General features: G+C 52.6%; 11 protein-coding genes. 6 read left to right on the top strand and 5 right to left on the bottom strand.

Annotated features, from left to right (window positions below):
* Positions 1–2: 2 nt before the first annotated feature.
* Positions 3–1310: an SrfA family protein gene (locus FOB24_RS13605; RefSeq protein ID WP_150345050.1), complete on the bottom strand. Its 1308-nt coding sequence runs from the start codon at positions 1308–1310 to the stop codon at positions 3–5.
* Positions 1311–1592: 282 nt separating this feature from the next.
* On the opposite strand from FOB24_RS13605, the gene FOB24_RS13600 reads away from it, so the two are divergent.
* Entirely contained in the window at positions 1593–3191 is a 1599-nt protein-coding gene (locus FOB24_RS13600; protein WP_038640710.1) for an ABC transporter substrate-binding protein, read from the top strand.
* A gap of 17 nt (positions 3192–3208) precedes the next feature.
* Complete coding sequence (locus tag FOB24_RS13595; RefSeq protein ID WP_038640708.1) at positions 3209–3442, top strand: YdcY family protein; 234 nt, start codon at positions 3209–3211, stop codon at positions 3440–3442.
* Positions 3443–3522: 80 nt separating this feature from the next.
* Here FOB24_RS13595 and FOB24_RS13590 read toward each other — a convergent pair whose 3' ends face one another.
* Positions 3523–3972 carry a DMT family transporter gene (locus tag FOB24_RS13590; protein WP_150345049.1) on the bottom strand — a complete coding sequence of 150 codons (450 nt, stop codon included), beginning with the start codon at positions 3970–3972 and terminating at the stop codon, positions 3523–3525.
* The gene (locus tag FOB24_RS13585; RefSeq protein ID WP_038640702.1) at positions 3969–4487 is read right to left on the bottom strand and encodes a GNAT family N-acetyltransferase; all 519 of its coding nucleotides are present in this window, start codon (positions 4485–4487) and stop codon (positions 3969–3971) included. Before FOB24_RS13585 ends, FOB24_RS13590 begins: the two co-directional genes overlap by 4 nt.
* 37 nt (positions 4488–4524) lie before the next feature.
* On the opposite strand from FOB24_RS13585, the gene FOB24_RS13580 reads away from it, so the two are divergent.
* Together FOB24_RS13580 and FOB24_RS13570 are read left to right on the top strand one after the other, a co-directional pair.
* Entirely contained in the window at positions 4525–5100 is a 576-nt protein-coding gene (locus tag FOB24_RS13580) for a helix-turn-helix domain-containing protein (RefSeq protein WP_038640700.1), read from the top strand.
* 57 nt (positions 5101–5157) lie between these two features.
* Entirely contained in the window at positions 5158–6195 is a 1038-nt protein-coding gene (locus FOB24_RS13570) for an NADP-dependent oxidoreductase (RefSeq protein ID WP_150345048.1), read from the top strand.
* 31 nt (positions 6196–6226) lie between these two features.
* Here the strand turns inward: FOB24_RS13570 and pqqU are convergent, their stop codons facing one another.
* Entirely contained in the window at positions 6227–8347 is a 2121-nt protein-coding gene (gene pqqU / locus FOB24_RS13565; protein WP_150345047.1) for a TonB-dependent receptor PqqU, read from the bottom strand.
* Positions 8348–8608: 261 nt separating this feature from the next.
* Here pqqU and yncE point away from each other — a divergent pair, with 261 nt between their 5' ends.
* Both yncE and FOB24_RS13555 read left to right on the top strand, forming a co-directional pair.
* Positions 8609–9670 (top strand): 7-bladed beta-propeller protein YncE, encoded by a 1062-nt coding sequence (gene yncE, locus FOB24_RS13560; protein WP_038640696.1) that lies wholly within the window; start codon positions 8609–8611, stop codon positions 9668–9670.
* 136 nt (positions 9671–9806) lie between these two features.
* Positions 9807–10028: a YgdI/YgdR family lipoprotein gene (locus tag FOB24_RS13555; RefSeq protein WP_038640695.1), complete on the top strand. Its 222-nt coding sequence runs from the start codon at positions 9807–9809 to the stop codon at positions 10026–10028.
* Between the two features lie 43 nt (positions 10029–10071).
* Here the strand turns inward: FOB24_RS13555 and ansP are convergent, their stop codons facing one another.
* A complete protein-coding gene (gene ansP, locus FOB24_RS13550; protein WP_038640693.1) occupies positions 10072–11514 on the bottom strand; it encodes an L-asparagine permease in 1443 nt (480 codons plus the stop codon).
* Positions 11515–11602 lie beyond the last annotated feature (88 nt).

Genomic DNA, 11602 nt, shown 5'->3' with positions numbered 1-11602 from the left:
AATCAGGCACCTATCTTTTTGATCGTCAGAGGGATTTCCGCGTGATCGTCATATCGGGCGGTGCAGGTGGCGACGTCATTGGTTCCCGCTTTGCAGGTAATTTCAGGCATCGGATAACGTGATCCGTCCGTGCAACGGGCATTGCCGCGACTCTTAATCATTAATTCGCCAGTCTGATGCAAACCAGAGAAAATCTCGGCACGACAAACAATATTGTCGCCATGAACGACGCGTGCAGTGCCTTTATTCGTCTGGATCTGATAACGCAGCGACGGCGCTTTGCCGCTGACCGGATCTTTCACGTCGACCATGACGCGCCAGTTACCGTTGAGGAAACGCGTCGTTCCTGCCTTCATCTGGCTGGCATCCATGACCAGCGCATCTTTGGGAATAGCGGCAATCACTACCGGTCCTGCGTCAGGTTTCTCTTTTTTCGCTACCGGAATGACTTCAGCCCGATGCAAAGGTAGTGCAGAGGTCAGTTCCGGCAACGGCGTCATGTCTGCTTTAGCCACTGCAATGGGGGCAACTAAGGGGGTAGGGATAACGGCTTGTTGTTTCCATAGCAACGGTCCGACAATGGCTGCGATAATGACGGCGGCAACGGGTAGACTCCACAGCGGCAGGCGACGTGCGGGCTTCACCTGTACCGGTGGCGGTGTGACTTCCGGTTCGCTGATCATGGCCAGCGGTTGTGATTCAGGTTCAACCGGTTTTGGCGGTTCAATGACCGGCGTCAGTAAAGGGGCATCGGCCTCAGTGAAGGTGATTTCAGGTGAAGTCTCTTCTTCCGGGTCAGGCTCTGTCACAGTGACAACCGGTGGTATATCGGCAAGACGCAGGCAATCGAGCACATCGTCGCGGGGATTTTCATTCAGATTGACGAAGCCCCAGAACGTAAGAACGGGTTTACCATCAACCAGAAACACGTGATTCTCGCCAGGAAACTGGATGGCTTTTTCGAGCAATGAACCAAACAGTTGGAGGGCGGTTTTCCCCGATTGCAGGCTTTTACGGCTCAGGGCCGCCGCATTTTCCAGCGTGCTCTCCAGATAGCGCAGCGCACGAAAACGTGCCTCTTCATCAGCGGCTTTCCACGCAACGACTTTTCCTTCAACCGGAGAATACCAGTCAACCCGATCGCCGTTGTCGTTAATTTGTGGGATCGCCAGACAATCCACCATCGCCTGCTGTTTACGCAAGCGAAGCGTTTCACGAATTTGCAGTGCTGAATCAAACACGGCCTGACCACCGCCACCTACGGCCTGATAGTCATCCAAATTGCCGCTGCGCAAGAGAGTTTTTGCCACGTTGTTACCCCTTAGACTTCTTCACACATCTACTTTACGGTTTATAAGAACGAGCAAACGACGGAAGAGAGGCAAAAAGGGGCGAATTTTCATGGCATAGAGTGCCGGGAAAAATCTTGACGTTTTGAAAAAGACTTAAGGGAAATTAATTCGCTTGTGGTGATGAATAATTCAGCGAAAACCACCGGATTAGAATAACCTGATAGTGATTTGTTATTGGTCAGTTTTTGTCAGCTATGCTCTGATATTCCGGTTAATAATAAAATAAGAAGGCTTATAACCATGATTGCAAGGAAAACGTTACTCGCGCTGGCGCTCAGCGCCGCCTTACCCTCAGGCGCTGCGTTCGCGGCCAGCACTGACACCATCATCTACTGCTCAGAAGCGTCGCCGGAGTCATTTAACCCGCAAATCGCCAGTTCCGGTCCGTCGTTTGTGGCAAGTTCACAGGTGCTCTACAACCGACTCATTAACTTTGATCCGGTAAAGAATACCCCAATACCGTCTTTGGCAACGGACTGGACAATTTCTCCCGATGGGAAGACTTACACGTTTACCCTGCGCCAGGGGGTGAAATTCAACAGTAATAAATTCTTTAAACCTACCCGCGACTTCAACGCCGATGACGTGGTTTTCTCGGTATTACGCCAGAAAGATGCCGATCATCCGTACCACAAGGTTTCTCAGGGCAGCTACGAATACTTTAACGATGTCGGTCTGGATAAACTGATCAAAGAAGTGAAGAAGGTGGATGATTATCACGTTCAGTTTGTGCTGAATGAACCTAACGCCGCGTTTCTTGCCGACTGGGGGATGGATTTCGCTTCCATTCTTTCTGCGGAATATGCTGACGCGATGCTGAAAAAAGGCACCCCGGAAAACGTTGATAATTGGCCGATTGGCACCGGGCCATATGTGTTGCAGCAGTACAAACAGGATTCCCAAATCCGTTATCTGGCCAACCCGAACTACTGGGATGGCGCCGTCCCGACGAAGCACCTGATATTCTCGATCACTCCAAATGTACAGACCAGACTGGCAAAACTGCAAACTAACGAATGCCAGATTATCCCTGCGCCTGCGCCAATCCAGTTTGACGAGATCAACAAGAATAAAGATTTGACGCTGCATTCGGTTGAAGCGCTGAACGTCGGGTATCTGGCGTTTAATACCGAGAAAAAACCGTTTGATAACGTGCTGGTGCGTCAGGCGTTGAACTACGCGACCGATAAAAAAGCCATTATTAACGCCGTCTTTTTAGGTTCCGGTACGGTGGCAAAATCGCCGATTCCACCGAATATGATGGGGTTCAATAACGATCTAAAAGATTACGCTTACGACCCGCAAAAAGCGAAAGATCTGCTGAAACAGGCTGGGCTGGAAAACGGATTTGAAGCGACGCTGTGGTCAATGCCGGTTCAGCGTCCATACAACCCGAACTCCCGGCGTATTGCCGAGATGATCCAGAGCGATTGGGCAAAAGTCGGCGTAAAGGCAAAAATAGTGTCATACGAGTGGGGCGAATATCTCTCCGGAATGCGCAAAGGCGAGCATGACACCGCGCTGTTCGGCTGGATGTCAGACAACGGCGATCCGGATAATTTCGCTGATGTACTGTTGGGCTGCGACAGCATTAAAACCGGATCTAACGCCGCGCGTTGGTGCGATAAAGAGTATAATTCTCTGGTTCAAAAGGCGAAACTGGTGAGCAAACCTGAAGAACGCGCCGCGCTGTACCAGCAGTCGCAAGAGATTTTCTACCAGCAGGCTCCGTGGATAGCCCTGGCAAATGGCAAAACGTTCTATGCCACGCGTAGCAACGTCAGCGGATACAGCGTCAGCCTGATGGGCAGTGATTTTTCAAAAGCAAAATTAAATTAAAGAGTTAAGGAGAGGTTATGTCGCATCTGGATGAGGTCAGCGCACGAGTTGATGCCGCCATTGAAGAGAGCGTCATTACGCATATGAATGAATTGCTGATTGAACTCAGCGATGATGCCGCGCTGAGCCGGGAAGATCGTTACACCCAGCAACAGCGTTTGCGTACGGCTATTGCACATCATGGTCGTCAGCATAAAGAGGATATGGAAGCCCGTCGCGAGCAGTTGACTAAAGGCGGCACAATCCTTTAATTCGTTATTACTGTTATCCGGCCTGTATGTTCAGGCTGGATAAATTCCGTAAGTCTGATAAGCGAAGCGCCATCCGGCAGTTAAAATGAGCGCCTCGCGACCAACCAGGCCCCGACGACCAGCAGCACCGCGCCGCAAACAGGCCCCACCAGCACACGGAGCGGTACACCATGACTGCGCAGAATATCCAGCACCAGTCCGCCAATTAACTGGCTGGCGACCAGTACCGCAATCGTGGTGGCAGCCCCCACATTTTGATAGCCGCTGATACTGGCAAAAACAAAAAAAGACCCCAGCAAACCGGGGATCAGCGTCCACCAGCGCACGCTGGTGATCAGTTCGCCAAACCCCGCGGCGCCTTGCTTGAACCACAGAATGCTGACAAACAGTACAATCCCAACCAGTGAGTTCAGCAGCATGGCAATCAGGATCGTCGAGGAGGTCTGCGTGATACGCACCATTAAGGTGTTTTGCACCACCAGACCAATACCTGCGGCAATCAGAAAGGAGAGGGTCAGCGTCTGGTTCATCTGCCGGCATCCGGATCGCGACGATCGTCTAACTGCAGTTGCATAAAGGTCAGATCCAACCAGCGACCAAATTTGGTGCCAACCTGCGGCATTTGTGCCGTGATGTTAAATCCCAGCGTACTGTGCAGATGCAGCGACGCCTGATTCTGAGACTCAATCCCCGCCACCATTACATGTTTTCCGCACGTGCGCGCTTCTTCTATCAGTCGGCTGAGCAGCGCTCGTCCCAGGCCCTTGCCCTGATGCTCAGGATGGACATACACCGAATGCTCAACGGTATGACGAAATCCGTCAAAGTTACGCCAGTCGCCGAACGAAGCATATCCAGTGACTACGCCGTTTTCTTCACTTACCAGCACGGGATAGCCCATCAACTGGCGGGCTTCGAACCAGGCGATACGGTTTTCGGCATCGACCGTTTGATCGTTCCAGATAGCCGCCGTATGCAGTACCGCGTGGTTATAAATTTCAGCAATAGCGGCGCAGTCTGCTTTGCTGGCAAATCGAATTGACATGTTGAACCTCAGGGGTTGTTCACTATAGTATTACAATATGAATACTATTGAAGACAGCATAAATCAACGGATCGGTGCAAGAATTCGCCTTGAACGAGAATCTCGCGGCTGGTCTCTGACGGAACTCGCCGAGCGTGCAGGCGTGTCGCGGGCAATGATCCATAAAATAGAGCGTGGTGAGAGTAGCCCCACGGCCACGCTGCTGGGCAGGCTCTCCGGGGCGTTTGGCATCAGCATGTCGATGCTGATTGCGCGAGCCGAAATGCAGGAGGGCAAGCTGCTGCGCCTCGCTGACCAGCCCGTCTGGCACGATCCGCAGAGCCACTATCTGCGACGCCATGTCTCACCGCGCAGCGATCTCCCCATCGACCTGGTACAAATCGAATTGCCCGCCGGAAGCGATATCCCAATGCCAGCATCCTCCTACGTGCAGGCCAGACAGCTTATCTGGCTACAGCAGGGGGAGTTAGTCTTTGTGGAAGGCGATGTGCGTCATGAAATGAAAGCGGGCGATTGTCTGGAACTGGGGCCGCCGAATGACTGTCGGTTTATCAATGAAACCACGCAAACCTGCGTTTATCTGGTTGTGCGATTAAACCATGTCGTGAGCTAAATGCTGGCGCAGGCTGCTACTATTGATGGATTCATGCCAAAAGCAGAGGAGCACATCATGGGTCAACAGACTAATCGTAACCGCCGTTGGGTACTGGCTTCCCGCCCACATGGCGCACCAATCCCGGATAACTTCCGTCTTGAAGAAGATGAAGTCGCAACGCCGGGAGAAGGTCAGGTTTTGCTGCGCACCGTTTTCCTTTCTCTCGATCCTTACATGCGTGGGCGCATGAGCGATGAACCGTCTTACTCGCCTCCCGTTGAGATTGGCGGTGTGATGGTCGGCGGCACTGTGAGCCGCGTCGTGTCCTCCAACCATCCTGATTACCAGCCTGGCGAATGGGTGCTGAGCTACAGTGGCTGGCAGGACTATGACATTTCGGACGGCAATGGGCTGGTGAAGCTTGGCGATAATCCTGAACATCCCTCCTGGGCGCTGGGTGTTTTGGGGATGCCGGGATTTACCGCCTATATGGGCTTGCTGGACATTGGCCAGCCGAAAGCAGGGGAAACGCTGGTTGTTGCCGCTGCAACTGGCCCGGTGGGCGCAACGGTTGGACAGATTGGTAAGCTCAAAGGGTGTCGGGTGATCGGTGTAGCGGGCGGGGCAGAGAAATGCCGGCATGCCACCGAAGTGTTGGGCTTTGATGTTTGTCTCGATCACCATGCGCACGATTTTGCACAACAACTGGCAAAAGCGAGTCCGCAGGGGATTGATATTTACTATGAGAACGTTGGCGGTAAGGTATTTGACGCTGTGCTGCCGTTACTCAATACCTCGGCGCGCATTCCGCTTTGCGGACTGGTCAGCGGTTATAATGCGACATCGCTTCCGACCGGCCCTGACCGATTACCGTTGCTGATGGCAACCTTACTGAAAAAGCGTATTCGGATGCAGGGTTTTATCATTGGTCAGGATTATGGTCACCGCATTCATGAGTTTCAGCGGGAGATGGGGCGCTGGATTAAAGAGGGTAAAATCCACTACCGTGAGCAGGTCACTGACGGTCTGGAGAATGCGCCGCAGACCTTTATCGGTTTGCTGACCGGTAAAAACTTCGGCAAGGTGGTTATTCGCGTAGCAGACGATGCGTAAAGAGTGCTGGCGGGAGCGATTCCCGCCAGTATCATTCAAAACGCCAGGCCAGATTAATACCCACGCCATAGTTTCGTCCTGGCGCCGGTTCGTAGTATCGGCCATTTGATTCATTCACAATCACCGAACCGACGTAGGTTTTATCAAACAGGTTATCCACCCGGCCAAACAGGTCGATCATAAGGTTGCTGTAATAAAATTTATAGCCGGTATTCAGGCCGACTACGCTATATGACGGGGCTTTCGCCGTATTTTCATCATTAGCCATAATGTCACCCATATAACGCACATCTGCTTCCGCATACCAGCCTTCATCAGGCACGTAGCCCAGTGAAGCAAATCCCATGTTTTGCGCTATGCCGGGCAGTCGGTTGCCGTTGCAGTTTTGATCGCCGCAGACATTGCTGCGATAGGTTGCATCCAGCCAGGTCCATGCCGCTTTTACGCGCCAGTTTGTGGCAAAGCGTTGGTCCCAGGATAGCTCGCCTCCCTGACGGCGGGTTTTCCCGGCGTTTTTATAGGTCGTACGACCGCCATTGTTACTATCAACGACGATTTCGTCATCCGTGTTGGTCTGGAACAGGGCCGCGGTAAACAGCCCATCGCCGATGCGCGTTTTGCTGCCGATTTCAATGGTGTCATTTGTGGACGGCTGTAAACCAAAATTCATCCCGCTTTGGCCATCGGAACGGTAGGAGAGTTCGTTAATTGTCGGCGTTTCAAATCCTCTCCCCGCAGCCAAATAGACGTTCCAGGCGTCCGTCATCGCATATTTCAACGATCCGGCAGGGAGCCATTGGTGATAGCTGGCGTCCCCGCTGTCATCGCCGTTACCCGGCGTAATGTAGCGATCGTTGGAATCAAACCACACGGAACTGTAACGAACGCCAGCATCCAGCGAAAGCTTCTCCGTCAATTGCCACTGGGTTTGCAGATAGGGATCGACGTTCCACATCAGGTTACGTTCATTGCGTCGCACGTCGCCTTTCTGACCATACTCAGGCACACCATTATCAAGCAGATAGTTGTTATAGCCTTTACGGTTTTCACTCATGTTTTCATAGTTTATACCGGTGGTGAAGGTCACCGGGATCCCCAATTCGCCACGGTGAGTCCAACGGTTATCTATCCCCTGATAATGACGTTGTAGAGTGATAACGCCTCCGGCATGGGAGGGTCTTAACTGTGGGGCCATTGGGATCGACTGATACTGGGTGGTTTCGCGCTCCCCCGCATAGGTCATGATGCTGAGATCATCCTGCGCGCTAAGCTGGCGTTCATAGCGCAATCCCGCCTGGGTCTGCTTGATGGTTTTTCGCGTATTGAATTGCTCGGCGCGGGGCGATTGCTGCGGATTGGCATTCCACTCTGACTTCGTCAGGCCACCGGGATCGTCGGCCTTAATATCCACGCTGTTGAAAATCAGCGTCAGTTTACTCGCGTCATCAATACGTACGCCCAGTTTGGCATTAGCCAGATTTTTTTGCGCGCTGCTGTAATCGCGATACCCATGGGTAGTAAATCGGGTCGTTGAAACGGTGTAATCCACATCGCCTGGCTGAGTACCGTCGCCCAGCGCTCCGGTGGCTTTTAAACCGTAGCGCCAGGTGCCAAAACTACCGTAATAGCCGCTGGCTTCAATGGTGGGCGGCTCACGCCCTGTTTCAGTACTGACATTAATCACACCGCCGGAAGCATTGCCATACAGCGCAGAGAAGGGACCCCGCAGGACTTCAATATTTTGTACGCTGCTGATATCGATATTGGATGTTTGGCCTTGCCCATCCGGCATGGTGGCTGGGATTCCGTCTACATACATACGAATGCCACGGATACCATACGTGGTGCGTGAACCAAAACCACGAATCGACAACTGGAGGTCCTGCGCGTAGTTCTGCCGATTTTGCACCTGTAGCCCAGGGACGCTGGTCAGCGATTCGGACAGGTTAATGCGCGGTGTTGCCAGACGCATATCTTCACCGGCAACAACGCTGACGGCGGCAGGCGTATCCAGCTCTGAAACGGATTGTGGCGTCGCGCTAACGATCAGCGTTTGCTCGTTTATCTCACTGTCTGCCGCGGCAAAAGTCGAGAGAAAGACAGGCAGTAATGAAACAGGAAAGACAGTATAGCGGGCTGAAAAAATCGTCATGAATAAGGCCAGTTTATGATGCTGACGCCGGAAAACGGACGGTAAGCATGTGAATTTTTTTATAAAAAAGATGAATTTTAGCGCTACTGAATTGCGGTAATTTTTCGGGCAATGAAAACGAGTGTAGTCAATATGTGAAGAAGTGCTCCACTTTGCGATGAATAATGATTACTATTCTCATTCTTAAAAAGGCAAAACCATGATTTTGCTCATTGAAGCTATGTGAAGCAGTAACAAACGAATTTATCAAAGGGAGTCGTCATGTCTTTACGTCATCTGTTTTCGCCGCGCCTGCGTGGTTCTTTACTGTTAGGTTCACTGCTCGTGGCATCATCTTTTACGACACAGGCTGCGGAAGAATTGCTGCGCAAAGCTGTGGGCAAAGGTGCCTATGAAATGGCGTACAGCCAGCAAGAGAACGCGCTGTGGCTGGCGACCTCACAGAGCCGCAAACTGGATACAGGGGGCGTGGTTTACCGTCTTGACCCGGTGACGCTCGAAGTGACTCAGGTTATCCATAACGATCTCAAACCGTTTGGCGCCACCATCAATAACACCACGCAAACGCTGTGGTTTGGTAATACGGTAAACAGCGCGGTGACGGCGATGGATGCCAAAACAGGCGCGGTGAAAGGGCGCCTGGTGCTGGATGCGCGTAAGCGTTCTGAAGATGTGCGCCCGCTGCAGCCGCGTGAGCTGGTCGCCGATGATGCGACCAACACGGTCTACATTAGCGGTATTGGTAAAGAGAGCGTAATTTGGGTCGTGGACGGTGAGACGATCAAACTTCAGGACACAATCCAAAATACTGGCAAAATGAGCACCGCTCTGGCTGTCGACAGCAAGGCTAAACGCCTGTACACCGCCAATGCGGACGGCGAATTTATCACTATCGATACCACCAATAACAAAATTCTCAGCCGTAAAAAGCTGTTGGATGATGGAAAAGAGCACTTCTTTATCAACCTGAGTCTGGACACGGCGGGTAACCGCGCATTTGTTACCGACTCTAAGGCTGCGGAAGTGCTGGTTATTGACACCCGCAACGGCAATGTACTGGCGAAAGTCGCCGCGCCGGAATCCCTGGCCGTGCTGTTCAACCCGGCGCGCAACGAGGCCTATGTGACTCATCGTCAGGCCGGTAAAGTAAGCGTGATCGACGCGAAAAGCTACAAAGTTGTCAAAACGTTCGAGACCCCAACATTCCCGAACAGCCTGGCGCTCTCCGCCGACGGTAAAACGCTGTACGTTAGCGTGAAACAGAAATCTACCCGCGAGCAGGAAGCTACTCAGCCGGACGATGTGATTCGTATTGCGCTGTAATTAACCGGAGGGGGAAACCCCTCCTGTCATTTCTCTAAACCTCACGATACGCCTCGTTACACCCCGCCAGTAGCCTGACTAACTTCAGGGACTTACACTACGCCCTCAACGGCTAACTGAATAACACGGGAATACCATGAAAAAGCCATTTATGTGTCTTTGTGCAGGCGTCATGCTGTTTACGCTGGCAGGTTGCACAACCAATTACGTTATGACGACCAAAAGCGGACAAACGATTACCACCCAAGGCAAGCCAAAGCTGGATAAAGACACGGGAATGACCAGCTATACCGATCAGGATGGGAATGCGCGGGAAATTAATAGCAACGATGTTGCGCAGCTCATTGAAGCAGACTAAAAAAAGAAGGCCTGAAGGGGTAAGGTATCAGGCCTTTTTATCCTTACGGCGCGGTGCGGTGGATTTCCGCTACGCGTTTACGCACGCCGAACCAGCCCGCAACCAGCAGGATGGCGATTAACGGTAATGATGCGATGGTATAAGTGCCGTTTGGATAATCAAACGCCATCAGCACCAGCACGCTCAGCAGGAACAGCAACGTGAGCCAGGAGGTAAACGGCGCACCCGGCAGTTTAAAACTGACGTCTGCGGTTTTACCTTCTTTAATCGCCCGGCGCAGACGCATCTGACAAACCATGATAAATCCCCACGACGCAATGATGCCCAGCGAGGCGAAATTAAGCACGATCTCAAACACCTGCGACGGCACCAGATAGTTCAGGAATACCCCTACGACATACACGACCAGTGTGGCGAGGATCCCGGCCCATGGCACCTGTTGGCGGCTCATTTTAGCCATGAATTTTGGCGCGGAACCGCCCATCGACATGGAACGTAAAATACGCCCGGTGCAGTACAGGCCGGAGTTCAGACTGGAAAGCGCCGCGGTGAGCACCACAATATTCATGATGCTGCCGATATACGGCACGCCAAGTTTGGAGAAGAAGGTGACAAACGGGCTTTGCCCCGCCTGGTAGGCGTTCCAGGGCAGAAGCAGAACCAGCAGGACCACCGAACCCACGTAAAACAGACCGATACGCCAGATAACGCTATTGATCGCTTTCGGCACCATCGTTTGCGGATCTTTGCACTCACCCGCGGCAGTGCCGACCAGTTCGATGGAGGCAAACGCGAAGACGACCCCCTGAACCAGTACCAGCGCTGGCAGCAGGCCATGCGGGAAAAATCCGCCGTTGTCGGTTATCAGGTGAAAACCCGTGGCGTTGCCATCCAGCGGTTTTCCGCTACCTAAGAAAACGGTACCCACAACCAGGAAAATCACAATCGCCAGCACTTTGACCAGCGCAAACCAAAACTCCATCTCTGCGAACCACTTCACGCCGATCATGTTCATGGTGCCGACAATGGCCAGCGCCCCGAGGGCGAACACCCACTGCGGCACGTCGCCAAATGCGCCCCAGTAATGCATATACAGCGCAACTGCGGTGATATCGACAATACCGGTCATCGCCCAGTTGATGAAATACATCCAGCCCGCCACATAGGCGGCTTTCTCACCTAAAAATTCGCGGGCGTAGGAGACAAAGCTACCGCTGGAAGGGCGGTGCAAAACCAGTTCGCCGAGCGCGCGAAGAATAAAGAACGAAAAAATACCGCACACCAGATAGACCAGCGCCAAAGCGGGGCCAGCCATCTGCAAACGTGCGCCTGCCCCTAAAAACAATCCGGTACCAATCGCGCCGCCAATGGCGATCATTTGTACCTGTCGATTGCCCATCGCCTTGTGATACCCCTCTTCGTGAGCATTCAACCAGCGTCGTTTCGCCGCATGTTGTTCCGCGGCTTGCGTGTTGTGTGTGTTCATTACGTTTCCTGTTGACCTGACTGATTTACAAAATCCTTTTTGCCGCACCTGCTGCGGCGAAAACAGCGTTACCCTTCATTGTGTTACG

It is taken from the genome of Citrobacter werkmanii (genome assembly GCF_008693645.1).
Lineage (GTDB): Bacteria > Pseudomonadota > Gammaproteobacteria > Enterobacterales > Enterobacteriaceae > Citrobacter > Citrobacter werkmanii.
Note: the sequence above shows the minus strand (reverse complement) of the source record. Positions and strands in the feature narration are given on the sequence as shown.

Coding starts and splice junctions, on each gene's coding strand:
- ansP (WP_038640693.1), bottom strand. CDS start 11,514: ATGAACACACACAACACGCAAGCCGCGGAACAACATGCGGCGAAACGA.
- FOB24_RS13570 (WP_150345048.1), top strand. CDS start 5,158: ATGGGTCAACAGACTAATCGTAACCGCCGTTGGGTACTGGCTTCCCGC.
- pqqU (WP_150345047.1), bottom strand. CDS start 8,347: ATGACGATTTTTTCAGCCCGCTATACTGTCTTTCCTGTTTCATTACTG.
- FOB24_RS13555 (WP_038640695.1), top strand. CDS start 9,807: ATGAAAAAGCCATTTATGTGTCTTTGTGCAGGCGTCATGCTGTTTACG.
- FOB24_RS13590 (WP_150345049.1), bottom strand. CDS start 3,972: ATGAACCAGACGCTGACCCTCTCCTTTCTGATTGCCGCAGGTATTGGT.
- FOB24_RS13600 (WP_038640710.1), top strand. CDS start 1,593: ATGATTGCAAGGAAAACGTTACTCGCGCTGGCGCTCAGCGCCGCCTTA.
- FOB24_RS13595 (WP_038640708.1), top strand. CDS start 3,209: ATGTCGCATCTGGATGAGGTCAGCGCACGAGTTGATGCCGCCATTGAA.
- yncE (WP_038640696.1), top strand. CDS start 8,609: ATGTCTTTACGTCATCTGTTTTCGCCGCGCCTGCGTGGTTCTTTACTG.
- FOB24_RS13585 (WP_038640702.1), bottom strand. CDS start 4,487: ATGTCAATTCGATTTGCCAGCAAAGCAGACTGCGCCGCTATTGCTGAA.
- FOB24_RS13580 (WP_038640700.1), top strand. CDS start 4,525: ATGAATACTATTGAAGACAGCATAAATCAACGGATCGGTGCAAGAATT.